The 26,365-nt window shown below is 52.7% G+C and carries 20 protein-coding genes and 1 pseudogene; 9 read left to right on the top strand and 12 right to left on the bottom strand.

The features are described 5' to 3' along the window. Positions 1–13: 13 nt before the first annotated feature. The 4 genes from GW579_RS15625 to GW579_RS15640 form a co-directional block, all read right to left on the bottom strand. Positions 14–1,450 carry a hypothetical protein gene (locus GW579_RS15625; protein WP_165059957.1) on the bottom strand — a complete coding sequence of 479 codons (1,437 nt, stop codon included), beginning with the start codon at positions 1,448–1,450 and terminating at the stop codon, positions 14–16. Further along, positions 1,447–3,198 carry a hypothetical protein gene (locus GW579_RS15630; protein WP_165059960.1) on the bottom strand — a complete coding sequence of 584 codons (1,752 nt, stop codon included), beginning with the start codon at positions 3,196–3,198 and terminating at the stop codon, positions 1,447–1,449. The genes GW579_RS15625 and GW579_RS15630 overlap by 4 nt, the downstream gene beginning before the upstream one ends. A gap of 4 nt (positions 3,199–3,202) precedes the next feature. After that, positions 3,203–4,792 carry a Hint domain-containing protein gene (locus GW579_RS15635; protein WP_165059963.1) on the bottom strand — a complete coding sequence of 530 codons (1,590 nt, stop codon included), beginning with the start codon at positions 4,790–4,792 and terminating at the stop codon, positions 3,203–3,205. Positions 4,793–5,608: 816 nt separating this feature from the next. Then, positions 5,609–6,367 carry an alpha/beta hydrolase gene (locus tag GW579_RS15640; RefSeq protein WP_165059966.1) on the bottom strand — a complete coding sequence of 253 codons (759 nt, stop codon included), beginning with the start codon at positions 6,365–6,367 and terminating at the stop codon, positions 5,609–5,611. A gap of 755 nt (positions 6,368–7,122) precedes the next feature. On the opposite strand from GW579_RS15640, the gene pqqU reads away from it, so the two are divergent. Next, positions 7,123–9,276, top strand: coding sequence for a TonB-dependent receptor PqqU (gene pqqU, locus GW579_RS15645; RefSeq protein ID WP_165059969.1), 2,154 nt, complete (start codon positions 7,123–7,125; stop codon positions 9,274–9,276). A gap of 190 nt (positions 9,277–9,466) precedes the next feature. Next, positions 9,467–11,860 (top strand): glucose/quinate/shikimate family membrane-bound PQQ-dependent dehydrogenase, encoded by a 2,394-nt coding sequence (locus GW579_RS15650; RefSeq protein WP_165059972.1) that lies wholly within the window; start codon positions 9,467–9,469, stop codon positions 11,858–11,860. Positions 11,861–11,920: 60 nt separating this feature from the next. Here GW579_RS15650 and GW579_RS15655 read toward each other — a convergent pair whose 3' ends face one another. Further along, positions 11,921–12,379: an acyltransferase gene (locus GW579_RS15655; RefSeq protein WP_165059975.1), complete on the bottom strand. Its 459-nt coding sequence runs from the start codon at positions 12,377–12,379 to the stop codon at positions 11,921–11,923. Between the two features lie 164 nt (positions 12,380–12,543). Between GW579_RS15655 and GW579_RS15660 the strand changes: the two genes are divergently transcribed. Further along, complete coding sequence (locus tag GW579_RS15660; RefSeq protein WP_165059978.1) at positions 12,544–13,347, top strand: hypothetical protein; 804 nt, start codon at positions 12,544–12,546, stop codon at positions 13,345–13,347. Positions 13,348–13,370: 23 nt separating this feature from the next. Here GW579_RS15660 and GW579_RS15665 read toward each other — a convergent pair. The 6 genes and pseudogenes from GW579_RS15665 to GW579_RS15690 form a co-directional block, all read right to left on the bottom strand. Beyond that, positions 13,371–13,992 (bottom strand): annotated as a pseudogene (locus GW579_RS15665) (hypothetical protein). Further along, positions 13,977–14,246 carry a hypothetical protein gene (locus tag GW579_RS15670; protein ID WP_165059981.1) on the bottom strand — a complete coding sequence of 90 codons (270 nt, stop codon included), beginning with the start codon at positions 14,244–14,246 and terminating at the stop codon, positions 13,977–13,979. Before GW579_RS15670 ends, GW579_RS15665 begins: the two are co-directional and overlap by 16 nt. 151 nt (positions 14,247–14,397) lie before the next feature. Next, positions 14,398–15,429 (bottom strand): methionine synthase, encoded by a 1,032-nt coding sequence (locus GW579_RS15675; protein ID WP_165059984.1) that lies wholly within the window; start codon positions 15,427–15,429, stop codon positions 14,398–14,400. Between the two features lie 26 nt (positions 15,430–15,455). Beyond that, entirely contained in the window at positions 15,456–16,439 is a 984-nt protein-coding gene (locus GW579_RS15680; RefSeq protein ID WP_165059987.1) for a DUF1852 domain-containing protein, read from the bottom strand. Positions 16,440–16,806: 367 nt separating this feature from the next. Continuing rightward, positions 16,807–17,052: a DUF1272 domain-containing protein gene (locus GW579_RS15685; protein WP_152326660.1), complete on the bottom strand. Its 246-nt coding sequence runs from the start codon at positions 17,050–17,052 to the stop codon at positions 16,807–16,809. A gap of 119 nt (positions 17,053–17,171) precedes the next feature. Continuing rightward, the gene (locus tag GW579_RS15690) at positions 17,172–18,593 is read right to left on the bottom strand and encodes an MFS transporter (protein ID WP_152326659.1); all 1,422 of its coding nucleotides are present in this window, start codon (positions 18,591–18,593) and stop codon (positions 17,172–17,174) included. A 136-nt stretch (positions 18,594–18,729) separates the two neighbouring features. Between GW579_RS15690 and GW579_RS15695 the strand changes: the two genes are divergently transcribed. Then, a complete protein-coding gene (locus tag GW579_RS15695; RefSeq protein WP_165059991.1) occupies positions 18,730–19,635 on the top strand; it encodes a LysR family transcriptional regulator in 906 nt (301 codons plus the stop codon). 3 nt (positions 19,636–19,638) lie between these two features. Here the strand turns inward: GW579_RS15695 and exoX are convergent, their stop codons facing one another. After that, positions 19,639–20,301 (bottom strand): exodeoxyribonuclease X, encoded by a 663-nt coding sequence (gene exoX, locus GW579_RS15700; RefSeq protein WP_165059994.1) that lies wholly within the window; start codon positions 20,299–20,301, stop codon positions 19,639–19,641. Between the two features lie 400 nt (positions 20,302–20,701). Between exoX and GW579_RS15705 the strand changes: the two genes are divergently transcribed. Genes GW579_RS15705 through GW579_RS15725 form a run of 5 tightly spaced genes read left to right on the top strand, consistent with a single transcriptional unit; the run spans position 20,702 to position 26,349 of the window. Next, a complete protein-coding gene (locus tag GW579_RS15705; protein ID WP_165059997.1) occupies positions 20,702–21,856 on the top strand; it encodes an enolase C-terminal domain-like protein in 1,155 nt (384 codons plus the stop codon). Positions 21,857–21,907: 51 nt separating this feature from the next. Continuing rightward, on the top strand, positions 21,908–23,551 hold the full coding sequence (locus GW579_RS15710) for an ABC transporter substrate-binding protein (RefSeq protein WP_165060000.1): 1,644 nt from the start codon (positions 21,908–21,910) through the stop codon (positions 23,549–23,551). Between the two features lie 41 nt (positions 23,552–23,592). Continuing rightward, positions 23,593–24,609, top strand: a complete 1,017-nt coding sequence (locus tag GW579_RS15715) for an ABC transporter permease (RefSeq protein ID WP_420821551.1) — start codon at positions 23,593–23,595, stop codon at positions 24,607–24,609. Continuing rightward, on the top strand, positions 24,606–25,511 hold the full coding sequence (locus tag GW579_RS15720; protein ID WP_152326654.1) for an ABC transporter permease: 906 nt from the start codon (positions 24,606–24,608) through the stop codon (positions 25,509–25,511). Before GW579_RS15715 ends, GW579_RS15720 begins: the two co-directional genes overlap by 4 nt. After that, positions 25,483–26,349 carry an ABC transporter ATP-binding protein gene (locus tag GW579_RS15725; RefSeq protein ID WP_165060006.1) on the top strand — a complete coding sequence of 289 codons (867 nt, stop codon included), beginning with the start codon at positions 25,483–25,485 and terminating at the stop codon, positions 26,347–26,349. The genes GW579_RS15720 and GW579_RS15725 overlap by 29 nt, the downstream gene beginning before the upstream one ends. Positions 26,350–26,365 lie beyond the last annotated feature (16 nt).

A 26,365-nucleotide genomic window follows, 5' to 3' on the forward strand; every position in this document is an offset into this window, starting at 1 on the left:
CCTCTTGTTTATATCACTTGGTGTATTGCAGTTTGACGGGGCTGACACTGGCCTTCAGGCGGCCAGAGTCGTAGGTTTTCGGGAACAGCGATTTCAGGTTTCCACTCCAGCTGTATTCAATCTGGCCGTTGAGACCGGCAAAATGGGCGTTGACCCACCAGCTGGCCTGCCACGTGGGTTCTGTGGAAAATGAGAAGCTAAAAGATTGTTTTTTTGCCGGGCCCGCGGGCAGGTAGGTCGCGCTGCCTTTGACCGACTTAAAGCTGGATTTCAGGTCTTCGGCATCAAACAGGACGCTGTAAAAACCCAGTTCCTGCGGCGTAAGGGCAATGTCGTCTTGCCAGCGAAGTTGCGTTTCGTAGTCGCTGTAATCCGCAAATTTGACCCGGAGCGTGATCGTGCTGATGTCCGATTCGGTTTTCAGCGTGACCGGTGTGAAATTGGGCCACGGCATCGGCGTCTGCTCATCTGCGTAAACCAGATCAACCGACATGATGTTGAAACCGGCCGGGTTGAAACCCAGACTTACCCGGCATTCACGCGTGATGACCGGCTTGTCAGGGCGGGTGGGTTCAGGCAGCGGCGTCGGGGTAAACGTGATAATGCTTTCTGCGGGCAACGTGCCCAGCAGCACGGCGATATCCTGTTGCTGTGTCAGCAAATACTGTTGCGGCACACTGTTGCTGTAGCTGACGTCGTAGCTGATTTTGGTCGGGATCTCATCCACCGAATGGATATTTCGCAGCGTATTACTGACCAGCAGCGACGCCGTTTCTACCAGAGAATTCCTGACCCGTTCGCGGGTCTGTTCTGAAGGTGCATTATCAAACTGTTCGTCCAGGGTAATCACACCGGCATCGATCTGCTGGTTGAGCAGGAGGGCGATGGTCTCCGGCTGACGGGCATCTTCACTGAACGCCAGCGTCAGAAATGCAACCCAGTCCGTTTCCATCCGTGCCGCCGCGCGGCTGCTGACGCTGAACTGGCTGCGGATCCGCAGGTAAACCTTGTTTTTATCGCCTCTGATAGCGTCGTCCAGAACTCCGCTTTCGCTATGCGTCAGCGCCATACGGGATTGCTCAAACTCAACGTCATAACTGTCCGCTTCCGGCTGATGGACAAAACGCAGGAACAGGGACTGGCGGACATCGCCCTGGATCAGACTGATCTCGCCCGGCGACGGGATGAAATGTTCCCGGATATACGCTTTTAACGCCGGGGTATCTGCGGGCTGTGCAGGAGCGACGAAGGTCGCCATTCCCCCGCCGGGGCTGGTCAGTAAATGCAACGCGCTGATCTGACCTCCGGGAGTATCCAGCACGACCTGAGGGGCAAAGCTGCCATAGGTGTAGGCCTCCGGTGGCAGCGTCTGATCATGGAAAGCAAAGTCCCGGCCAAGCAGAAAGAAGTTTTGTAGCGTCTGCTCAGGGTTTAAATATTCAGTGTTCATCTTTCACCTTTAAAATCAATTGTTTGATTACCGGTTACATAGGCTGACCACGGGCCACCAGCAGATCTGTAGCGAAAACCGCTGGCATAAATAGAGGTGACCGTCCATTTGTAGTCGAATGTGTTATGCAGATGAGTGAAGTTATATTTTGTGGCAGGCATCAGGCTTTGCGGCTCAAACTCGAATTCTGCCGCAGTGACGCCGTCCGGCAGATTCACCGTGATGCGCGCCAGTTGCGCCCCAAACTGCGGAAAACTGTATGCGCCCAGTGTGGTGGACAGAGTGACTGGCCCGGGCAGCGGAACCACGCCTTCCCCGGATATCTGACGGGCTTCCACGTCGGCATACGTATTGCCGCAGAGGATCGGGTAACTGAAATCGGGCGCGTCAGAGGTTAATTTAAGGTTCTGATCCACGCCGCCAGAATGATAAGTCCCGCTGATTATGCTCTGGCGGGCAAAACCTTCATCCAGGCTGAGGGTCAGGAACTTACAGGGTAACGACGTGGGATCCAGCACCAGAAAGCGGTCCGCGCACTGCAACGGATCACCGGAGATTGTTTGCCAGCTTCCCCCCTGAGAATAATTCACGCGGACCTGGTAGAAGAAGGGGCTTACGCCGAGTGAGCTGTTAAAAAACGTGAAGGTGACGCGACTTTTATCTGGCGTCAGAGCCTGCGTTTGTGTTTGTTTTTGCGGATAAATATTACCGGCCGGCAGCGTCAGCTGAATATCGATAGAAACGCCCGCGCCCAGCCCTGGCGGTGGCGTGTAAAAAACGTCGATCGCCCGTTTGTCTTCTGGCATAGGGGGCGGAGTGACCCGGTGAATTATTGTGTCGGGCGACTTTTTGGCAATTTGCTGCGCAGCGCTGAAGGGATCGAGTAAAAAGCTCAAAGGGCGCAGGCTCAGCACGACGGTATCAAGTATGAAAATCACCCGGCCGCTTTGTGGTTGCGACGCCAGGCAGATCATGGCGACATTGCTGTTCGCCGGGCCCGCACAGGGTGAAGCTGCCAGGTTACAGAGCCGGTCAAGGAAGGCCTGACAGAACATTCGAATTGCGGCGAGATCGTTCACCGGCAGCGCCGGGGAGATCGTCAAAGGCAGTTGACGGATATTTTGGTACAGATATTGCGTTAACAGCTCATAGCCAAACGCCACCCGGGTGCCGTCAGCGGTAACGGTTCCCGGAACGTTATCGGTTAACACCTGCATCAGCGAACGGGGATCAAATTCGATGGAATAGGGCAGGCGAGGTGATACCCCTTCTACAAAACCATCCAGCCGGGCATTAAACCCGATGATTTTGTCGAGGATCGTATCCTCAATCAGCTGAGTGCTTGCTGAATTAAGCAGAATAATGAACTGGATGTACTGCGCCGAATACCACGTGGCATCAAAGCTCTGCGCCCGCAGATCGCTGTGATACTCAACCGGCACGTCAAATCCCAGGCTCCCCGAGACCAGAGGCAAAATGTTCACCGCTTTACCCGGATACAGTTTTTTGAAATCTTCCAGGCTTTGCCCGCTGGCATACTCAAGCTCAGTCGTGAAACTCAGCCAACCATAAATGCTGTCTGCACTTGTACTACGGACAATATCCAGAGAAAACGGTAACGGCTCCGCCGCCTGAATACCGAGGGATTCCGGGTACAGAAAATAGGCTGCTTTTTGCTGATACGTCCCGATAAAACGTTGCGTAGCTGTTGTTATAATTTTCTGAAAGTCCGGATATCCTTCGTACATAATATTATTCACCCATTACGTTGAGATGATTTTGGTAATCTTCATGCCATTCTTCTGGTAACTGGCTCAGAATGTTTTCAGGTCTCCGGTAATATTCATCTTCATAAAATCTTTGCATCTGGATATCGCCAACCAAAATGTTATTAGCGTACAGCATATTTTCATCGCGTTTTTCGCCAGACAGTTGCAGGTTAAATACCGTAGCTTCCTCCGGCTGCGGTTGAATATCGATAACGATACTTTCTCCCGTCAGCGTTAAAAGTTTGTCGCCAGATTTAAGCTCCCGCGCAATAATTACGCCAGACGAGGTTATAAAAGGATGTCCGGGGCTGGCGACCACGCTGAGTATTTTATTGTCCGCAGCCTGTGCGACTATTTTTATACAATGCTGTTCCTGCCCGGTGGTGACGTTTTCAACGGTAAGCTCACCATTATTTACGGTTTTCACCCGGTCTCCCATTCTCATCGCTGAAATTATTTTTTCACTGCCGTCAGTCATCGTTATTTGGGTGTTTTCATGCAGGCACCCGTAAACAATTTTCATCGGTTTTATTGTGACCGTATTTAAAAGTTGCTGACCGGGGACTATATCTTTAGGGGCATTAGTGATAAAGGCTGCAATGCTTTTTCCTGAGACGGAAAGAATGAGTTTAAAAACATAATAAACCATTTCGCCGGAATCAAAATCGACCTTATTAAATTTTAACCAGTTAAGATCCCATTTGATGTTATTGCCGGCGATGGTTGAATTTTTGGGGTCGAAAAAATCAAATCCCGGATAAGGCGTAATCGGGTTACCCCCCGCGCGGGTGCGTATCAGGTAGATACTGCTCATCCCGTTAACGGGTTTGCCACCACTGACATCAATATTCCCGCCGTAGGTGATATAACCTTTGACCGGAACACTGACGATGCCCCCGCCCTCATAGGGCTGGCTGTAGTCACAGTCGGCTTCCACGCGCGTTAAGCAAATTTTTATTTCGTTTGGATTATGAATAGTCTGTGGAGATTCATTATAAATTTCCTGAGGGTAGTTCTGCGTGGTAATAATTTCAGCGCCGTAGACCGTCATGTTATTGATGGTTTGCGCAAAGGTATAAATCACCGTGACCGGGAAATCAGCTTTTTTATCACTGTCCGGATATACCCCTTCAGCGCCGATAACACAATCCGCGGCATTCACATAATTCTGTGTATATTTTACCTGGCCGACATTGGTGGCATCACCGTCAAATAATCCCAGCGTTTGCGTCACATTGTTGGCGGAAACAGGAAGAGAACCCACGGCATCCGCGCGATAATTTTTTCCATCGGTAGAGTCAACCCGGACAATACTGTATACCGGAGTGACAGAGTCATTTGCTGCCTGACTTAACTGGCCGGTGCTGCCTTTAAGTTTTTTTGCGTTTTCCCAACATTGGGAGAATTGACGGGAATTCGCGTAGGCTAAACCGGAAAGCTTTAACTGAATGTCATAAAAATTGACCAGCAGAGTATTTCCCGGATCAATAATAAAAACGCCTTTATTGCCATAGTTGTTGATGACATTTTTTACAACGCTCTTTTCATCGGCTGTATAATTTTGTGTAGTCATAAATTCAGCACCCAATAAACTTCAGACACAAGGCTTTGAAAATGGCAGTAACGAACTTCTGCCATTGCGAGTTATGCAATAATTCTTTAAAAATTAAATGCACTAATGAATAGCAATCGAATTATTTTAGCCTGGTGGGGTGTGAGTGCACCAGATTACCCGTCAGGCAATATCCGGCGAACCTTAATATTTCAAAAGTTGCAAAGTGAAGTCATTATTTAACACGACTTTTCCTGAACAACAGGAAAGCCGTTTTTTAAGTAAATTCAAATTTTCATGTAAGAATGCGTTCCGTAATGGAGTGTGTTTCTTATATTTAGAGACTGTCATGAACGACATAATCAACAATAGCAACATTGCAAAGAAGATCAAACGACACATAAAAAAAGATTAAGAATTATCTTGATGCGGGAAAGAGGAGTTTGTGCACCGGCCGGTATGGCAACACGATGATATCTCAGTGTGTTCTGCCGCTTTGATGCTGCACGCAGATGTTCGTAAGGACAAAGTGACGCAAAAATGACCATTGCAATTAATTGAAATATATGAATAAAAATATTTTTCTGAGATATCGATAATGGCAATGATTTAAATATGCCAAAAACAAAGAAGAACCTGTTTAGACCATAAGTGAGATTTTTTTGTGATGGGAACAGCCTTTTTTACGTTTTTAATCTGACCTGACAGGCATAAAATTAGTAAATACATAAGTATGGGTTAAGTATTTCGGTTGGCTAAAGGAGAGGCCGTTACGCAACGTGTTGCCTAAAGGTAACAAGTTTTGAGACGCGTCCCTGCATCCCCAATCCTGAATCTCTATTTCACTGCGCCTTTTGCCGCCTGTTCGATCAGTGCGGCCACTTCTTTTGGATGTGACTCGTAAACTGAATGGCTGGCGCCCGCGATTTCAACCGTGTGGCTGTGTGCGCGTTTGGCGTACATCCGTTCTAAATCCGGGTTAATGATCTTGTCGGACTTCGCCACCATGTACCAGCTTGGTTTTACTTTCCATGCAGGATCCGGGATGTTGGCCGTGAACACGCTGGCGGACGTCAGCATCTGCGCCTGCGCTTCGAATTCGGCTTGTTTAAGCGGTAAATCAGCGGCGAAGTCTGCCGGGAAATTCGCCGGATTGATGTAAAGGAAACCGTCCGGCGTTTTGGCAAACGGGTGCGCGGAGTTCGGGAATTTCCTGCCGTTTATCGCTTCAGTTTCGCCGTTATCCAGGGCATGCGCCGCGATATAAACCAGCCCGGCGACGTGCGGATCGTTACCCGCTTCCGTAATAATCGCGCCGCCGTAGCTGTGACCCACCAGGATCGCCGGGCCATCTTGCCTGTCTAAAATACGTTTGGTGGCAGCGACGTCTTCCGGGAACGACGTCAGCGGTTCCTGCACCAGCGTCACTTTATAGCCGTCATGCGTCAGGATGTCGTACACCGGACGCCAGCCCGAACCGCCGACAAATGCGCCATGAACCAGCACGATATTTTTGACCGGTGCGGCCAGTGCAGCCTGAGAACCGAACGCGGCTGCAGCGGCAACCAGAAATGTAGAAGCTAAACGTAAACGCATGGCATGACCTCTTTGCTTTAAATCAGAATGAACATCGGATGTGTGATTTCACTCTGAGCCCGCGGCTCTGACAGGCGGGTGACGGCTTCATGACAAAAACGTCATTTGTGAAAACGCTTTCCCTCAGTAAATCCTCACGTCACAGGGCATCCGGTTCTATTTGTTTTGTAAAGGCAGGGCGGGGCCATATATCGGAACATTGTGCGTACGAAAATGCCGCGACTTATTCCCGCTTGTGCAAATCGTGGTCTATATTCATTCAGTAAGCAGAACTTTCTGAGGGAAATGAAACAGGATATTCCGAATTATGGGGCGCTTTCTGAACGTAATTTATGGGGATATCTGGTAATGCAGGTTTTTTATAAATTAATTGCTAATCAATCGGTTGAATTTACTGTAACCGTTACCATGCAAAATTATTAATACCCTTGTGGTTATCGGGTTAATTTTCATGTGAAACAAACCGTTTATTTCATATGGGAGAAAAAAACGCCACAAGTTGTATATACACGCAGGTTTGGGGCGGAGATTTAAAATGAGAATGGCCCTCAGATGTACTCTGCGTGCGATATTTTGTTAAAAAGTTATATTTGTAAAGTTGCGTATGTACTAACAGGAAGAAAAAAACTATAGTGACGCCCTTCACCGCTCTCAATCAGATTGGTCGATTTGTGTCTACTTCTAATGTCTAAAATTGAGATGTGCGTCGTCTTTTTTGACTCAGCCTTTTAACTTAAAACAAAAGAACTCATAAAGTGAACGCCAAAACCTCTGCTTTTATCATCACGTTTTTATCAGTTTTGAACCCAGTTTCAGTCAGTTACGCACAGTCAGCGCCGGGCACTTCCGCGAAAGATTCCGACGATTCGTCAGATTCTTCCTCGCTGATGGTCATCAAGCGTGAAAGCACCGGTGGATTATCCGAACTGGATACCCCTGCGGCGGTCAGTGTGATTGATGGCGACGATTTCAGAAACAGCAAAGCGCAGGTCAACCTGTCTGAAAGCCTCGGCAGCGTTCCGGGTTTACAGGTTCAGAACCGCCAGAACTATGCGCAGGATTTACAGCTTTCCGTTCGCGGATTCGGCAGCCGTTCCATGTATGGCGTGCGTGGCGTGCGCATTTATGTTGATGGCATTCCGGCCACCATGCCAGACGGGCAGGGGCAGACCTCCAATATCGACCTGAACTCGGTCGACCGCGTGGAAGTGCTGCGCGGCCCGTATTCAGCGCTTTACGGCAACTCTTCCGGCGGCGTTGTCAATGTGGATACCCAAACCGGTTCCCAGCCTGCCAGGCTTGAAGCCGGCACCTATTTCGGCAGTTACGGTTCTTTCCGTAACAGCGTAAAAGCCAGCGGCGCAACCGGCGACGGCACGCATGCGGGCGACGTGAATTACCTGATTTCCGGTTCGCGATTCACCACCGACGGCTACCGTGACCACAGCGGTACGCAGAAAAATCTTGGTAATGGCAAGCTGGGCGTGCGTATCGATGACGCCAGCACCCTGACGCTGATGTTTAACAGCGTGTCCGTTGATGCGAATGATCCGGGCGGTCTGACCGGGTCCGAATGGCACGATAACCCGAAACAGGCGACCCGCGCCGATCAGTATAATGCGCGTAAATCGCTGGATCAGACGCAGGTCGGCCTGCGCTATCAGCGTCAGATGGGCGAGAACGACGAGTTCAGCCTGATGACGTATCACGGCGAGCGCCATACAACGCAATACCAAACCATTCCTGCCGCGTCGCAGAAAAACCCGCTGAACGCAGGCGGTGTGATTGTGCTGGAGCGTAAATATTCCGGTGTGGATACCCGCTGGAAACATGACGATCAGATGGGTTCCGTGCCGTTCTCCGTCACCGGTGGCCTGGATTATGAAACCATGACCGAGCGCCGTTTCGGTTATGAGAACTTCGATGCGGATGGCGATCTTGGCGTGAAGGGCAATGAACGCCGTAACGAAAAGAACGTGATGTGGAACCTTGATCCGTATCTGCAAACCACGTGGAACCTGACGCCGCGCTGGACGCTGGATGTCGGCGCGCGCTACAGCACCGTTAATTTCGATTCGACGGATTACTACATCACCGGCAGCAACCCGGATGACAGCGGTTCGCGCCGTTATCACAAACTGTTGCCAATGGCGTCCCTGAACTTCGCGGTGACGCCAACGCTGAATACTTATGTCTCTGCGGGCCGTGGTTTTGAAACGCCGACCATTAACGAGCTTTCTTACCGCACTGACGGCAAGTCCGGCCTGAACCTGGATCTGCAACCGGCGACCAGCACAACGGTTGAAGTCGGCAGCAAATGGCGCGTAGGCAACGGTTTAGTGACCGCCGCCGTGTTCCAAACTGATACCGATGACGAGCTGGTGGTGGCCGAAAGTGTCGGGGGCCGTTCGAGCTATATGAACGCCGGGAAAACACGTCGTCGCGGGCTGGAGCTGTCGCTGGATCAGCAGTTCGAAGAGAACTGGCGTCTGAAAATGGCCTGGACGTTGCTCGATGCGACATTCCGCAATGAGACCTGCGGCGCGGGCGACTGTACGCCAGCGGGTAACCGTCTGCCGGGGATCGCACGCAACATGGGCTACGCCTCGCTGGAATGGGCACCGGTTGACGGCTGGCACGCCGGCGCGGATGTCCGCTACATGAGTGATATCGAAGTCAATGATGAAAACAGCGAACAGGCACCGGCCTATACCGTGGCCAGTGTGAGTGCGGGTTACCGCTTCAACTGGGACAAAGTGACGCTCGACCTGTTCACCCGCGTCGATAATCTGTTCGACAAAAATTACGTCGGTTCGGTGATCGTCAACGAAGGTAATGGCCGCTATTTCGAGCCGGCACCTGGCAGGAACTACGGTGGCGGAGCTACGCTCTCTTATAGCTTCGAATAAGTTTTATGTTTTCAATCAGTCAGAGAAGTCCGTTTTAATTTTGTAAAAAAGTACCCCGCGAAGCTGCCAGACGCCTGTACGTGTTAACGCTGGCAGCATTCGCAAGGCATGACGCCCGGGTAAACCGGGTGTTCTTGAAGATTCAGCGCACCTGAATCGACGATTATAAAAATCTGTAAGGTCATCAACTATGGAAACGAAAGCCTCGTTATCACGCATCGTCGTAATAATTACCGCTTTGTTCGCCGCGTTAAGCGGGATTTATCTTTTAGTCGGCGGTATCTGGCTGGCGAAATTAGGTGGTTCTCTTTATTACATTATTGCCGGTGTTATTTCGCTGGTTACCGCGTGGTTGCTGTATCGCCGTCGCTCCTCTGCATTATTGCTGTATGCAATCTTCCTGTTCGGCACCACGGTGTGGGCTGTCTGGGAAGTGGGCACAGACTTCTGGGCACTGACGCCGCGTTTAGACGTCACCTTCTTCCTGGGCCTGTGGATCTTACTGCCTGTTGTTTATAATCAGATGCTGGCGAAAAATGCCTTTGCACGCGGCGCTCTGGCGCTGTCTCTGGTGTTCACAGTGCTCGTGCTGGCGTATTCCGTCTTTAACGACCCGCAGGAAATCAACGGCACCCTCAAAGCTGCCGATGCGGCACCTGCCGCGACCGATTCCGGCGTTCCAGCCAGTGACTGGCCGGCCTATGGCCGTACTCAGGGCGGTACCCGTTACTCGCCGCTGAGCCAGATCAACGATAAAAACGTCAGCAAACTCGACGTGGCATGGACCTTCCGTACCGGTGACCTGAAGACCCCGAATGATCCGGGCGAAATCACCGACGAAGTCACGCCAATCAAAATCGGCGACATGCTTTACCTGTGTACGCCGCACCAGAAGCTGTTTGCTCTGGATGCTGCAACCGGTAAAGAAAAGTGGAAGTTCGATCCTGAGCTGAAACCAAACCCAACCTTCCAGCACGTGACCTGTCGCGGGGTGTCTTATCACGAGACTACGCCAGCCGCGCAAGGCACCGAAACGAACGGTGCAGCGCCTGCTGTTTGTTCACGTCGTATCATTCTGCCAGTCAACGATGGCCGTCTGTTTGCGCTGGACGCTGAAACCGGCGCACGTTGCCCGGCATTCGGTAACAACGGTGAGCTGAACCTGCAAGGCAACATGCCTTACGCAACGCCGGGCCACTACGAGCCAACTTCACCGCCAATCATCACGAAATCTGTGATCATCGTGGCCGGTGCGGTTACCGATAACTACTCAACCCGCGAGCCTTCAGGCGTTATTCGTGGTTTTGATGTAGAGACCGGCAAACTGCTCTGGGCGTTCGATCCGGGCGCTGCTGATCCGAACAAAATGCCTGCTGATGGTCAGCACTTCACCCCGAATTCCCCGAACTCATGGGCACCTGCGGCTTATGACGACAAACTGGATCTGGTTTACCTGCCAATCGGCGTGGCGACACCAGACATCTGGGGCGGCAACCGTACTCCTGAAATGGAACGTTACGCGAGCGGCCTGCTGGCGCTGAATGCAACCACCGGTAAACTGGCATGGTTCTACCAGACTGTTCACCATGACCTGTGGGATATGGACGTTCCGGCGCAGCCGACGCTGGCTGACATCACCGACAAGAACGGCAACAAAGTGCCTGCGATTTATGTTCCGACCAAAACCGGTAACATCTTCGTGCTGGATCGCCGTGACGGTAAGCTGATTGTAGATGCACCTGAAAAACCTGTTCCGCAGGGCGCGGCGAAAGGCGACCATGTGTCTCCGACTCAGCCGTTCTCAGAACTGACTTTCCGTCCGGAAGCGAAACTGACCGGTAAAGACATGTGGGGCGCCACGATCTACGACCAGCTGATGTGTCGTGTGATCTTCCACAAACTGCGTTATGAAGGCACCTTCACACCGCCATCCGAGCAGGGCACTCTGGTGTTCCCGGGTAACCTCGGTATGTTCGAGTGGGGTGGGATTTCTGTGGATACCGACCGTCAGGTGGCTATCGCTAACCCGATTGCTCTGCCGTTCGTGTCTAAACTGATCCCACGTGGTCCTGGCAATCCTATGGAGCCAGATGAGAACGATAAAGGCGGTTCCGGTACTGAGACGGGCATTCAGCCACAGTACGGCGTGCCATTCGGCGTCACGCTGAATCCGTTCCTGTCTCCGCTGGGCTTCCCTTGTAAACAGCCTTCATGGGGTTACATCTCCGGTGTTGACCTGAAAACCAATGATATCGTGTGGAAAAAACGTATCGGTACCGTGCGCGACAGCTCACCATTACCGCTGCCGTTCAAAATGGGTATGCCAATGCTTGGCGCGCCGATTTCTACCGCCGGTAACGTGTTCTTCATCGCCGCGACCGCAGATAACTACCTGCGTGCATTCGATATGAGCAACGGTGACAAACTGTGGGAAGCCCGTCTGCCAGCAGGCGGCCAGGCAACCCCTATGACTTACTCTGTGAATGGCAAACAGTACGTTGTTATCGCCGCCGGTGGTCACGGTTCATTCGGCACCAAACTGGGCGATTACATCATCGCTTACGCACTGCCAGACGAGAAGTAATCCGCGTTTGAAGAAAGTGTGAAGATAATGGAAAGGCCGCGAAAGCGGCCTTTTTTACGGCTATAGCAAACGCAGCAGTTTCGCCGGATTCCCCGCATACACGCCTTTCTCTGTGATATCTTTCGTCACCACGCTGCCCGCACCGATGACCGCGCCGTCACAAAGGGTCACCGCCAGAATGGTCGCGCCGCTGCCAATCGAAACGTGGTTGCCGACTACAATTCTGGCCCATGAATCACGATCCGGACCGGGTTTCCCATCACGGAACATATCGTTAGCAAACATCACGCCGTGGCCGATAAAACATTCTTCGCCGACGGTTACGTACTCGCAGACAAAACTGTGTGACTGGATTTTAGTACCACGTCCTATGACGGTGTTCGCCTGGATTTCGACAAAAGGGCCGATAAAAACCGCATCACCCAGCGTGCAGCCATAGACGTTGGCCGGTTCGATGATCACGACGTCGTTGCCGGTAATTACATTTTTGATCTGTGCGGTGTGAGATGTGTAGGGCATCCGGTGCTCCTTTAAATGAACATAATAATTCCACTCAATATTTCAGGCAAAATGCCGATGTCTTTTTAGTCTTTTGAAACAGACAATAATTTATACTTTATTGCGGAGTTCGTTTTGTAAGAAACGAATATCACTGAACTCATAAACTTCAGGGAAAATGTGAAATGACAGACATGGATGTAAAAATTGTAGAAGAAAATACGGTGCCTAAGGCGATCAATCGCCTGATCAAGAATGGCTGGACGGGCGCAGTGGCTTCGGCACTGATTACCGTTGCGCTGGATGTCTATTTCTGGACAAGCGGCGTCAGAAACCTGCTCGTTTATTTCAACCTTATTTATGTGTTTGTAACCTGTGGTCTGGCATACGGTATTTACCGGCGCAGCCGGGTTTGTGCGGTGCTGATGCTCTTGCTGTTTGTGCTGGACAAAGTCTATGCGCCCGTTACATACAGCAGCGGTAATATCGTATTCTTCGTCATGTTTATGATGTTTTTTTCCGGCGGGGTTGTGGGCACTTTCTGGTATCACTCAAAAGCACGTTCGCAGGATGTCAGCAGCACAAAAGTGCTGCTCCTGACGGCGCTGTGTGCTGCCGTTTGCATAGGATTCGTGGCTGGCGTGAAATACCTGATGACCGATTCCCCGCAGAAAGCCTGGCATGAATTCCATCAGCAACTCGATACAGCCAGGGCGAAAGGCAGCTTCCCGGTCAGATTGGATTATTACACCGTCCTGCAAAACGCCGAGCTCAATGACAAAACCCTCATTTATACCTACACCATCGAAAACACCCGCCTTGCCGATATCACCGATGCTCAACTTGAAACTCAGAGCCGGACTAATTTCACGGGGGCGTATTGTGCGGGCAATATGGTGAAGAAATACGGTTTGCAGGTTGAGTACGTGTATACGCAAGGGTTGACTGAAAAATCATATTCATACAATAAAAATGATTGCATGAATTAAGGCATTGCCGGACAAAGTTTTCGCTATGTCCGGCACCCCGTCACCTGCGGGTAGTTTCGGCAAACCAGGATGAGTTTATTTCAGGTTCGAAGCCTTTATCCAGCATACATTGCTGAATCTGTGCGGCCTTCAGGGCCATCGGAAGAAAAGACACTGAGCCCAGCGGTTTCGGATAGCCACACTCATACATCGTGCCTAACGCGAGCTTATCGTTCTCAACGGCATGGGAAAAATGCAGCGAAGCCCCGGCTTTACGCCACCGAATGAACTGGGATTCATCTACGTCCGAATCCGGTTTGATGGAGTAGAAACCCCATCAGCGACAAAAGGCGTCGCTTCGAGTTGCTACTGGCTCACCGGGTAACCCTGCTGTTTAGCCACGCAGGCGGGCGTGTTTTTGTTCACATCACAAATATGAAAATCATGCTTAAACGTGAATCCCTTTCCTTCCATGCACTGGTAGTAAAGAACCGTTTCGTTATCGGTAAATTCCGGTTCAGGCCCCGGCAGCGGCACGCCGCATTGCCCTATCGCGACGCGTGTTTCATCGATTGAAGTATGAGGGCGCAACCATTGCGTTAAATCCGGAGGCGGCGGGCAGCCGTGATATAAAAAGGCTCGGTCTGCTTCTATGTGAACAGGAATTTAATCGTCGATCCTACAAGATATAAAGCGAATGCGATCTGCAATACCCGGAATAAGCGCCTAACATAGCGCCATTGGTTACGTTCTCTGGCGTTGGCTTTAGCGATTGAAACATCGGGGTTTTCTCTTTTTTTCTTTCTTTTCTGTAGCTCAGCATAGCCCCAATAGATAAGAAGAAGAACAACCAATATTTTCATAAGGACTGAGCTTTCTATATTGAAATGTGCTTCCCAATGCCAGTTTGTATTGCCCATTCCTTCTCATCTCTTCGGTTGGCTTCGGGGTTTTATAACAAGTAATGGCCTTAATATCCATGCTTATGGAAAGGTTATGATGCATTCAGGCAGAGACTCCGGGTCAAGCAATTTGCTTACTCAACCCGGACGGCGTTCTTTTCAGGCGGGGTTATTTAGCCAGCAGTTCTTTGCGGACGATTTCTGCGCCTGCGCTTAACGCATCGAGCTTGCCTCGTGCAACGCCACGCGGTAACGGGATCATGCCGCAGTTGGTGCAAGGGTAGAGCTTATCGGCGTCGACGAACTGCAATGCTTTGCGCAGCGTCGCGGCGACTTCCTCAGGTGTTTCAATGCTATTGGTTGCGACATCAATCGCACCAACCATCACCTTTTTACCGCGAATGAGTTCCAAAAGTTCGATGGGAACATGCGAGTTATGGCATTCCAGTGAAATAATATCGATATTTGATTTCTGCAGTTTCGGGAAAATCTTTTCGTATTGTCGCCAGTCTGTTCCCAGCGTTTTTTTCCAATCCGTATTGGCTTTGATGCCGTAGCCGTAGCAAATATGCACCGCCGTCTCACATTTCAGCCCTTCAATGGCTCTTTCTAACGTGGCAATGCCCCAGTCATTCACTTCATCAAAGAACACATTAAAAGCGGGTTCATCGAACTGGATAATATCGACGCCAACGGCCTCTAATTCTTTCGCTTCTTCATTGAGAATTTTAGCGAATTCCCAGGCCAGTTTTTCGCGGCTTTTATAGTGGTTGTCATAAAGCGTGTCGATCATCGTCATCGGCCCTGGCAGGGCCCATTTGATCGGCTTGTCGGTTTGCTGACGCAAAAACTTGGCATCTTCAACAAACACCGATTTCTGGCGGCTCACCGGGCCCACGACGGTCGGCACGCTCGCATCATAGCGATCACGAATTTTAACGATCTCACGTTTCTGGAAATCAACGCCGTTAAGATGCTCAATAAACGTGGTGACAAAATGCTGACGCGTTTGCTCGCCATCACTGACAATATCAATCCCTGCCTGCTGCTGATCTTCCAGACAAAGACGCAGGGCATCTTGTTTACCGTCGATTAATTCCTGATCTTGCAATTTCCAGGGTGACCAAAGGACCTCAGGTTGCGCCAGCCAGGAAGGTTTAGGTAAACTGCCCGCCGTTGAAGTGGGTAATAACTTTTTCATAATAAATGACCCTGTATTTTGGTTAATCAAAGAACGGAATTAGCAGTCCACTGCTCAAGAATTGTCTGGTAGGGTTTAATGAAATTATCTTCAGTAAACTTTCCCTGCTCAATGGCTAAATGGCTACGTTCTTCCCGATCATAAACAATTCGTGTTAATGAATAATCTTGTTGATTCAGGCTTGGCTGATAGCATATTCCTGCCGCTGAATTCGCGTTATAAATCTCAGGACGGTAAATCTTCTGGAACGTCTCCATCGTGCTGATGGTGCTGATAAGCTCGAGATTTGTGTAATCGCTGAGTAAGTCGCCAGAGAAATAGAAAGCCAAAGGCGCAACGCTATTTGCAGGCATGAAATAACGAACCTGTAATCCCATTTTGCTGAAATAGTGATCGGTTAATGAAGATTCATCCTGCTGATATTCAATGCCTAAAACAGGATGCACATTACCCGTACGGTTATAGATGTTTTTACTTGAGACACTGAGACAAATTACCGGCGTTTTGGTGAAATTGCTTTTGTAACTGTCGGAATTGACGAAGTGCTTGAAGATGTTTCCGTGTAATTCGCCGAAATTATCGGGAAGGGTAAACTGGTTTTTTCCCTTATTGTGCGCAGAAAGCAGCACGCTAAAATCATAATCACGTACGTAGGAGGAAAAATTATTCCCGACAATACCGTCAATGCGTTCATTCGTTTTTTTATCAACGATATTCGTTTTTAATATTTCAATGACCGGGAAAGTATCGCTATTGTCTTCAGCGTCAATCTTCAGCTCAACGGAAATAATTTCAAGTTCGACGCAATAACGATCGCCTTTAGGGTTATCCCAATGCGCAAGAGAATTGAAACGATTGTCAATCATCACTAAGGCATTGCGCAAATTCTCCTGGCGTTTCTCACCTCTGGCCAGATTCGCAAAGTTGGTGGTGATACGCGTACTTTCTGAAGGGTTATAATCCTCGTCGAAACGAATGCTCTTAACAGTAAATGCAAACTTTTTATTCATTGTATTCCGGCGCCCTGATGTATGAAATATAAACTGATATGTTGCTTGCCTTACAGGAATAAACCTTTTTCGTTTCTGACTTGCTACATCCTGTAGCCTTCAACCTGTTTACAGATAACAATTATGTAAAATTCTTGTATGCACAATTTATGCCTGAGTCATTGAATGAGGAAAAGTGATTTAATTTCACCGAACATGAACGATGTTCATGATCAGTCGTACGGCAGGAATGCGACAGAGCTCACATTACGATGATTTATGGAGTTGATGCTGAAGGTCAGAGGGGGAAGGAACCGGTTGGCAGCTGATTTTCCATCAGGGCACGCCAGCAGCTGAAACGCTGGCGTTGCCTTGTACCGGTTAATCATCAGGAAGAAGCACAGCCCGCAGGATTCAATACCCGTGTTGCCGACGCCGGATTATTGGCGAGTTTATTTTCCGGCCTGCGGGGACGCGCAACCAATTCTCCGCCACAATTCGGGCAAATTCCGCCCAGTTTTGTGTCGGCGCACGTGACGCAGAAGGTGCACTCAAACGAACAAATTTTCGCGTCAGCCGACGTCGGCAGCAAATCGGTATTACAACACTCGCAGTTGGGTCTCAGTTCCAGCATAGAAATTTATCCTCTGTGGGTTTACTTCATGAGCACGCTTCAATTTTCACCGACGTGTATCGTCGTAAACATAACCTGAAACAGCGGCTTGGGAAAAGGCTTAGCCAGTAGAACGCCCGTCATTTCTCTGCCTGCAAATCATGTCGCTGCCCGCGCAACCGGCTCACGCTGATTACAACCGCAAGAATAGTCGCAATCACGGCGACCCACAGGCTCAGTTTTACGGCGTGGGCTTCACGGATCACGTTGCTGGCGGCGTAAACGGACAGGATCACGCCGACGACTGCCGCGCCAAGGCACTGCCCGAAGGTACGCATAATCGCCAGTACGCCGGAGGCGTAGCCGCTGTGTTCGCGGGAGGCGTTCGACAGCATTTCGCGATTATTCGGGCTCTGGAAACAGCCGAAACCCAGACCACAAACGAAACTTCTCAGGCCGATATCCCAGAATTGCGGATGTTCAGGCAGTTGCGCGAGCAGCAATAATCCCACCCCGAAGACCGCCAGACCGATTGTGGAAATGATGGCGGCCGGATAGCGATCTGCGAGACGTCCGGCGTGGGGCGCAGCGAGAATAATCCCCAGCGGCCACGGCGTGAAAAGCAGGGCGGAGACAAACGCGCTGTAACCGTAAACGCTCTGGAACAGAAACGGCAGCGCCACGAAGGTAATTCCCTGGCTGACAAATGAGGCCAGCGAGGTCAGCGCCGCCAGAGAAAAGCGCGGGGAGGCGAAAATGCCGAGCGGCAAAAGAGGTTTTGTTGCGCGGCGCTGACGCCAGACAAACGCGACGCCGGTCAGAATAGCGATCAGCCCGTAGCTGACAGCCATCGTTAAATCATCTGCACCGGGGCGTGAAAACGCGTCTGCGGCCATGATCAGCGCACCGAGCATCGCGGCGGATAATACCGCACCCGCAAAATCAAACGGCTGGCGCGTGGCTGCCGGATTCGCCGGAATGACGCGCAGCGCGAGGATCATCGCAATAATGCCCAGCGGGATATTAATCGCAAAGAGCCATTGCCAGCTGAGCGCCGATAAAATGGTGCCGCCCAGAACCGGCGCGATGGCCGTGCTGGTGGCGATAATCAGGGCATTCAGGCCAAGAATTCGTCCCAGCAGACGGGTCGGAAATACGGATCGTAAAATCGCCGGGCCAATACTCAGCGTGGCCGCCGCGCCAATTCCCTGCAACACGCGCATGAACACCAGCACGTCGAGGGAGGAAGAGAGCGCGCAGCCCAGAGATGAAAGAGTGAAGAGGGCCAGTCCGGCGACGAAAATCGAACGAAAGCCGATATGGCTGGCCATCGCGGCAAAAATCGCCAGCGCCATCGACGCTGAAAGCAGATAACCGTTGGAAACCCACACCGCCGCGCCCGCCGAAATATCCAGCGCCCGCGCGATTTGCGGCAACGCGATATTCACCATCGAACCGTCAAAAACCGACATCGTTGCCATCGTCATGACGGCCGCCATCGCAAAACCGCGCTCGCGGCCCGGTAATCCTTCATCGCCGGGTCTGTCTGAAAATAATTCCATAATTAAAACCGTTCTCTCTCACAGGGGATGCAGGGAATATAGCGGGACGCCGGATATAGCGGAAGACGCAGCATTTGCATTGAATACCTGCACCAAACGCCTTCTCTCCGGTTTCATGGCGCGTTACACTGCGCGCATGACTGAACCTGATCTGAACTTACTCATTGCGCTGGATGTGCTTCTCGCTGAAAGAAGTGTAGCGGGTGCTGCGCGCCGTCTGGGATTAAGTGCTTCCGCGATGAGCCGGACGCTCAGCCGCCTGCGCTCGACCACCGGCGATCCTTTGCTGGTGCGCGCCGGACGCCAGATGGTGCTGACGCCGTATGCCGAAGCGATCCGCGAACGTGCACAGAACGCCAGTTTTGAAGCGCGTGCGCTGCTTCGCCCGTCTTCGGCAGAACTCAATTTAGCCCGGCTTGAGCGCACTTTCCTGATCCGCTCCAACGATGGTTTTGTGGTGGCGTTTGGCGCCGCGCTGATTGCCGCTGCCGCGCAGGCCGCACCTTCCGTGTGTTTGCGGTTCACGCCAAAACCGGAAAAAACGTCTAACGCATTGCGCGAAGGGCGGGTTGATCTCGAGATCGGCGTCGTCGGCGACATGGGGCCGGAAATCCGTTTGCAGACATTGTTCCGCGACAGATTTATCGGCGTGGTGCGCAAAGGCCATCCGCTGGCGCGAAAGAAGGGGCTTACCGCGCAGGAATATGTTTCTTTCGGGCACATTGTCGTTGCCCGCCGCAACGGCACGCACGGCCCGGTGGATAACGCGCTGGCCGAAGCGGGGCTGAAACGCAGAATCGCCGCTGTGGTGCCGGGGTTTTCCGCCGCGCTGGCGATTGCCCAAAACTCCGATCTGGTGGCATTGATTCCCGCGTCATTCCTGATTTCTGATCCCGTCGGGCTTCACGCGTTTGAACTGCCGGTGAAAACCCGCGAGATCACGATTTCACAAATGTGGCACCCGCGCTCGGAAGTCGATCCGGCGCACCGCTGGCTGCGTCAGCTTGTGATGGGCATTTGCCGAGAAAAAGTGCCGCAATAAACCCTATTGCGCATCCAGATAATGCTTAAGCGTCATCCGCAGGTCGGGCGTTAATTCTTTGATGTTTTTCAGCATCCAGCGCAGATAAGCGGGGTCGTCTTCGGCTATTTCTGCAATCTTTTTGCCGCGATATTTGCCGAACATCATGGTGTTGATCAGCGCAGGCCGGCCGGTGATAGTGACCATTTCTTCCGGCGTCCAGTCGGATTCATCCATGATGCGGATGAGTAACGCGGCGGTGATATAGCAGTCAAAAAGCGCGCGGTGGTGGTGCAAATCCGCAGGCGTGGCGACTTGCAGCTTGAGGGACTTGTAGAGTGCCATATTGCTGTACTTGATCCCCGGCCATAAACGGCGCGCCAGCTTAACGGTACAAATCCACTGGCCGGGCATTTCAGGCAGCATACGCTGGTCAAAACTGGCGTTATGGGCGACGTAATATGGGCTGCCGTGATAGCGGGGAATGACGTCTTCAATCCACGGTTTGTCGGCCACCATCGCTTCGGTGATTTTGTGGATGGCCATCGCCTGATGGCTGATAGGCCGGTCAGGGCGCACCAGATCACTCATCGGGTTAACGATTTTCCCGTTCTCAATATCGACGGATGCCACTTCCACCACGCCACCCTGCAATCCGCAGGTTTCCGTATCAATAACACGCAACATTTCTTACTCCAGCTGGTCACCGAACACTTTCTGTTTACGTTAGCCTAACGGAATGGCGTTCGTGTGCCCACTTTTGTGATCACAACTTTTTTCATCACAAACAAAGGCTGAATATTTCCCCACACTCACTCCGTCTATTTCCTGTACAGATCACACTTCCCCACGCTTTCGTGAAAATGCTCACATTCATCCGTGCAGATGCCCAAACTTACGCGGATATTTTCGGCTTTTAGCCGTGGCAATGCGTGAATAAACTGGCTAACTTCAATAATGAAACGCTATTTTATTTATGTTGGATTGCGGTTTTAACACAATGTGAGTGCGCTCACAAAGCGGGTAAGAACGCAGTCCGGGGACGCTCTGATGAGCGTTAACTCTCTCAGTAATGGCAGGTATCGCTGTGAAAATAAGTTCTGTTGAAGTCTCTGTTTTTACTTATCCGACCCGTCGCGTTTCTGACAGCGCGGGTCATTCGCATCCGGGTGAAGAAAGTCTGGCAAAAATGGCAATGCTCACCATCACTACCGACGAAGGTGATTGCGGTTATTCGTTCGCACCGCCGGAAGTGGTGCGTCCGCACGTCGTGAACGCCTTTTTCAGAAAGGTACTGATCGGCCAGAATCCGTTTGACCGCGAACGTCTCTGGCAGGATCTGGTGCACTGGCAGCGCGGCAGTGCGCATCAGCTGACCGAAAGGGCGCTGTCGTTTGTCGAACAGGCGTTGTGGGATCTGATTGGCCGCAAGCTGAACATGCCGGTACACAAACTGCTGGGCGGGTTTCGCGAAAAAGTCCCGGCGTACGGCAGCACCATGTGCGGCGATGAGCTGAAAGGCGGATTGTCGACACCGGACGAATTCGGTCAGTTTGCCGAAAAACTGGTCGCGCGCGGTTATCAGGCCATCAAGCTGCACACCTGGATGCCGCCGGTGGCCTTCGCGCCCGATCCGAAAATGGACATCAAAGCCTGCGCCGCCGTGCGTGAAGCGGTCGGGCCGGACATCGAACTGATGCTCGACGGTTATCACTGGTACAGCCGCAGTCAGGCGCTGACTATTGGTAAGGCGCTGGAAAAACTCAACTTTGCATGGTTCGAAGAACCGATGGAAGAAGAGAGCATGGCGTCCTACGCGTGGCTGGCGGAAAACCTGTCCATCGACGTGATCGGGCCGGAAAGTCTGGGCGGTAAACATCACAGCCGTGCGGACTGGGTGAAAGCCGGAGCCTGCGACATTTTACGCGCCGGTGCCAATGGCGTCGGCGGTATCTCGCCGTGCATGAAAGTCGCCAGTCTGGCTGAAGCGTTCGGCATGGACTGTGAAGTTCATGGTAACGGCGCGGCCAGCCTGGCGGTGGTCGGCGCTATCCGCAACTGCCGCTGGTACGAGCGCGGCCTGCTGCATCCGTTCCTTGAATACGATGAACCGGCTGCGTATCTGAACAGCCTTGTTGATCCGATGGATGAACAAGGCTTTGTGCATCTTTCTGACCGCCCGGGTCTGGGTGAGGACATCAATTTTGATTACATAGAAACCCATACCGTCAGCCGCGACTGACCTGCGGGCAGAAAAAATAATAAACCTCTGACTCTACCCGGAAGGTACATCATGAACTCTGGCAAAACGTGGGGCGCGTGGATTTTCGCGCTCCTGCTGATGACCGGTGGCTGGACGGCGCAGGCGAAAACGCCGCCCGACCAGCTGATCATCGGCATGAACATGAATAACCTGTTAACGCTCGACCCCGCAGCAATGACCGGCAATGACATTGTCGGCATCGTGGTCAATCTTTATGACCCGCTGATTGAGCTGGACCCGCAACAACTCACCAACGTGCGACCGGCGCTGGCGACCTCGTGGGAGGTTAATGACGCCCGTAATCTGATCACGTTTCATCTGCGCGACGGCGTGAAATTCCACTCGGGCAATCCGGTCACTGCGGACGATGTGGTGTGGTCGATGCGCCGCATTTTGCACCTCAATCTGGCACAAGCCTCGGTGTGGAAGTCCTACGGATTCACCAAAAAGAATGTTGATGAAATGGTGCGTTCGCCCTCTCCGGGTATCGTCGAAATACAGTTACCCAAACCCAACGATCCGAAACTGGTGATTTACTCACTGGCGGCGCTCGGCAGCGTGGTGGCGTTAGACCGCAAAACCGTGCAGGCGCATGAAGTGAATGGCGACTGGGGTAACCGCTGGCTGACCACCAACGAAGCCGGTTCCGGACCGTTCCGCCTCGACAACTGGCAGGCGAAAGACGTGCTTAATATGAGCCGGAACACGCAGTACTGGCGCGGCGAACCTAAGCTTTCCCGCGTAGTCTTCCGTCATTTTCAGGAATCCCAGACCTTACGTCTGATGATTGAAAAAGGCGATCTGGATATCGCCAGTAATATGGCGGTATCGGATGTGACCGCGCTCAGCCACGACCCGGCGATGCAGATCGATCAGGTGAAAAAGGGCACTATTTATTACGTGGCGATGAGCATGAAAGAGCCGCATTTCGCTAACCCGAAAGTACGCGAGGCGGTGCGCTATCTGATTGATTATAAAGGCATTGGTAAGGCGCTGATGAACGGTTACGGCATTGTGCATCAGCGTCCGATTCAGGTCGGGATGCCCGCGACGCTGCCGGATCCGGGTTACCAGCTCGATATTCCGCGCGCCAAAACCCTGCTGGCAGAAGCCGGTTATGCCGACGGTTTTGATACCACGTTGCGGGTGCTGGCCGATCAGCCGTTCCTCAATATCGCCATAGCCGTACAGTCCACGCTGATGCAGGCGGGGATCCGCGCCAAAATCGTTACCGGCACCGGCAACCAGATTTACGGCGCGATGCGCGAGCGTAAGTTCGACATGCTGGTCGGGCGCGGCGGCAGCGGCGTGGAACCGCATCCGCATTCCAGCCTGCGCGCGCTGGTTTATAACCCTGATAACAGCGACGCCGCCCGCCTGACCAATTTCCAGGGCTGGCGCACCGGTTTTTACGACAAGCAGCTGAATGCGGATATCGATCAGGCGCTGCTCGAACGTGATCCGGAGAAACAAAAGCAGGATTACTTCGCGATTCAGGAACGATACGACGCGCTGATCCCGGCGCTGGTCCCGGTTTCGCAAATGGTCGATTCCATCGTGGTGCGCAGGGACGTCAAAAACTATCTGCCGCATCCTTCAGCGACGACGTTCCTGCGCGACGTCTGGAAAGACGAGGCTGCTGACGTTCTGCCAACCGGAGGAAAAGGGTTATGACTATGCAAATTCCCGCTCCTGCTTCAAAGCCAGCGGCGCGGATGTCGCTCCCCGCCGGACGCATCGGCAAACGGCTGGTGCAGGTAGCCGTCACGCTGTTCGGCCTTTTACTGCTGACGTTTTTCATTGGCCGCGTGATGCCGGTGGATCCGGTGCTGGCGATTGTCGGGCCGGACGCCGACCACAGCACATATCAGCAGGTTTATCATCAGCTTGGCTTTGATAAACCGCTGTGGACGCAGTTTGGCATTTACCTTTCCGGGCTGGCACACGGCGATTTAGGCAATGCGCTGCTGACCGGTAAACCGGTGACGCAGGACATTCTGCGCGTGTTCCCGGCCACTATGGAACTGGCGACGCTGGCGATCATTCTCGGCGCAGGTGCTGGCATTCCGCTGGGCGTGCTGGCGGCGGCAAAACGCAACAGCATTGCCGATTACGGGGTGCGCATCATCAGCCTGGCGGGTTATTCCACACCGATATTCTGGGTCGGCATGATGGGATTGCTGGTGTTTTACGCCTGGCTCGGCTGGGTTGGCGGTGCCGGACGGGTGGATTTCAGCCTCGACGGACAGGTCACGCGGCACAGCGGTTTTATGCTGATTGATGCGCTGATCGCCGGAAACTGGGAAGTGTTCCGCAACGCGCTCAATCACCTGATCCTGCCTGCTGCATTGCTGGGTTTTCACTCGCTGGCGTACATCAGCCGCATGACCCGTAGCTTCATGCTGGCGCAGCTTTCGCAGGAATTCATCATCACCGCCCGCGTTAAAGGGCTGAGCGAATGGGATGTGCTGTGGAACCATGCGTTTCGCAACATTCTGGTTCAGCTGCTGACCGTGGTCGCGCTGGCCTACGGCTCGCTGCTCGAAGGCGCGGTGCTGATTGAAACCGTGTTCTCGTGGCCGGGTTTCGGTTCGTATCTCACCAGTAGCCTGATGTTAGGTGACATGAACGCGGTGATGGGCTGCGTGCTGGTGGTCGGCATGATTTTCGTGGTGCTGAATTTGCTCTCTGACCTGCTGTATCAGGTCTTTGACCCGAGGACAAAAGTATGACGATTTCCCTCGATTCCGTCACGCTCAGCGCAGGCGACGAAACACGTCAGCGCGTGAAAAGGGCGTTCGGTCGTATCGCGCATTTTCTGTGGCAGATGGCGTGTAATCCGCTGACCGCCATTGGCGGCGCAATTGTGCTGGTGCTGATGATGGTGGCGATTTTCGCGCCGTGGATTGCGCCGTTCCATCCGCTGGTGCAGGACTTAAATAACGCGCTCAGCCCGCCGTCGGCGGCGCACTGGTTTGGCACCGACGAGTTTGGCCGCGATATCTTCAGCCGTCTGGTTTACGGTTCGCGCATCACGCTCTACATCGTGTTGCTGGTGTCCGTCACCGTCGGACCGCTCGGGTTATTACTCGGCGTGACTGCCGGTTATTTCGGTGGCAAAACCGACATGGTGCTGATGCGCGTCACCGATATTTTTATCTCCTTCCCGAGTCTGGTGCTGGCGCTGGCGTTTGTCGCCGCACTGGGTCCCGGTCTGGAGCATGTGGTGATCGCGATTACGCTTACCGCCTGGCCGCCGATTGCGCGTCTGGCACGTGCCGAAACCCTTTCTCTGCGGCAGGCCGATTTTATTTCGGCGGTGCGTTTGCAGGGGGCGAGTCCGCTGCGGGTGTTGTGGCGTCACATCGTGCCGCTGTGTCTGCCGTCGGTGATCATCCGCATCACCATGAATATGGCGGGGATTATCCTGACCGCCGCCGGTCTGGGCTTTCTCGGCCTGGGCGCACAGCCGCCGGATCCGGAATGGGGCGCGATGATTTCCAGTGGCCGTACTTACATGATGGAGTGCTGGTGGGTGGCGACGATCCCCGGTCTGGCAATCCTGATTAACAGCCTGGCGTTCAACTTTTTAGGAGATGGCCTTCGTGACATTCTCGATCCCCGAAATGACTGACGCTCCGGCGTTACTCGACGTGCGTGACCTTAACGTCAGCTTTGTGAATGGCCGTCAGGTGACGCACGCGGTGCGTGGCGTGTCCTTCCAGCTCGGACGCGAAAAACTGGCAATCGTCGGCGAATCCGGCTCGGGTAAATCCACCGTCGGACGCGCGTTGTTGCATCTTCATCCGTCGAAAGCGCAGATTACGGCCAGCAAAATGCAGTTCGCCGATGTGGATTTGCTGCACGCCAGCCCGAAACAAATGCGGCAAGTTCGCGGCAAGCGTATTTCGATGATTATGCAGGATCCGAAATACTCGCTGAATCCGGTGCTGTGCGTCGGTGACCAGATTGCCGAAGCGTGGCGGTCGCACCACAAATGTTCGTACAACGATGCCAAAAGCAAAGTGCTGAACATGCTGGATGTGGTGCGTATCCGCGACCCGGAACGGGTGTACGGCCTGTATCCGCACGAGATTTCCGGCGGGCAGGGGCAGCGCATCATGATTGCGATGATGCTGATCACCGATCCGGAGATGGTGATTGCCGATGAACCGACCTCGGCGCTGGATGTGTCCGTGCGTTTACAGGTGCTGGCGCTGCTCGATGATCTGGTGAAAACGCGCGGTCTGGGGCTGATTTTTATCAGTCACGACATCAATCTGGTGCGCAGTTTCTGCGACCGTGTGCTGGTGATGTACGCAGGACGCATTGTGGAATCCATCGCTGCCACCGATCTGGATAACGCGCAGCATCCGTACACGCGCGGCCTGCTCAACGCGCTGCCGGACATGGATAACCGCCGTTACCCGCTGCCGGTGATGCAGCGCCAGGCCAGCTGGCTGACCGATTAAGGAGCCGACATGACAG

The organism is Rahnella contaminans, assembly GCF_011065485.1.
Taxonomy (GTDB): domain Bacteria; phylum Pseudomonadota; class Gammaproteobacteria; order Enterobacterales; family Enterobacteriaceae; genus Rahnella; species Rahnella contaminans.

Excerpts from the sequence above, each read along its gene's own strand:
- GW579_RS15625 (WP_165059957.1), bottom strand. The coding sequence starts at position 1,450 with ATGAACACTGAATATTTAAACCCTGAGCAGACGCTACAAAACTTCTTT.
- GW579_RS15630 (WP_165059960.1), bottom strand. The coding sequence starts at position 3,198 with ATGTACGAAGGATATCCGGACTTTCAGAAAATTATAACAACAGCTACG.
- GW579_RS15635 (WP_165059963.1), bottom strand. The coding sequence starts at position 4,792 with ATGACTACACAAAATTATACAGCCGATGAAAAGAGCGTTGTAAAAAAT.
- GW579_RS15640 (WP_165059966.1), bottom strand. The coding sequence starts at position 6,367 with ATGCGTTTACGTTTAGCTTCTACATTTCTGGTTGCCGCTGCAGCCGCG.
- GW579_RS15650 (WP_165059972.1), top strand. The coding sequence starts at position 9,467 with ATGGAAACGAAAGCCTCGTTATCACGCATCGTCGTAATAATTACCGCT.
- GW579_RS15655 (WP_165059975.1), bottom strand. The coding sequence starts at position 12,379 with ATGCCCTACACATCTCACACCGCACAGATCAAAAATGTAATTACCGGC.
- GW579_RS15660 (WP_165059978.1), top strand. The coding sequence starts at position 12,544 with ATGACAGACATGGATGTAAAAATTGTAGAAGAAAATACGGTGCCTAAG.
- GW579_RS15670 (WP_165059981.1), bottom strand. The coding sequence starts at position 14,246 with ATGGGCAATACAAACTGGCATTGGGAAGCACATTTCAATATAGAAAGC.
- GW579_RS15675 (WP_165059984.1), bottom strand. The coding sequence starts at position 15,429 with ATGAAAAAGTTATTACCCACTTCAACGGCGGGCAGTTTACCTAAACCT.
- GW579_RS15680 (WP_165059987.1), bottom strand. The coding sequence starts at position 16,439 with ATGAATAAAAAGTTTGCATTTACTGTTAAGAGCATTCGTTTCGACGAG.
- GW579_RS15685 (WP_152326660.1), bottom strand. The coding sequence starts at position 17,052 with ATGCTGGAACTGAGACCCAACTGCGAGTGTTGTAATACCGATTTGCTG.
- GW579_RS15690 (WP_152326659.1), bottom strand. The coding sequence starts at position 18,593 with ATGGAATTATTTTCAGACAGACCCGGCGATGAAGGATTACCGGGCCGC.
- GW579_RS15695 (WP_165059991.1), top strand. The coding sequence starts at position 18,730 with ATGACTGAACCTGATCTGAACTTACTCATTGCGCTGGATGTGCTTCTC.
- exoX (WP_165059994.1), bottom strand. The coding sequence starts at position 20,301 with ATGTTGCGTGTTATTGATACGGAAACCTGCGGATTGCAGGGTGGCGTG.
- GW579_RS15710 (WP_165060000.1), top strand. The coding sequence starts at position 21,908 with ATGAACTCTGGCAAAACGTGGGGCGCGTGGATTTTCGCGCTCCTGCTG.
- GW579_RS15715 (WP_420821551.1), top strand. The coding sequence starts at position 23,593 with ATGTCGCTCCCCGCCGGACGCATCGGCAAACGGCTGGTGCAGGTAGCC.
- GW579_RS15720 (WP_152326654.1), top strand. The coding sequence starts at position 24,606 with ATGACGATTTCCCTCGATTCCGTCACGCTCAGCGCAGGCGACGAAACA.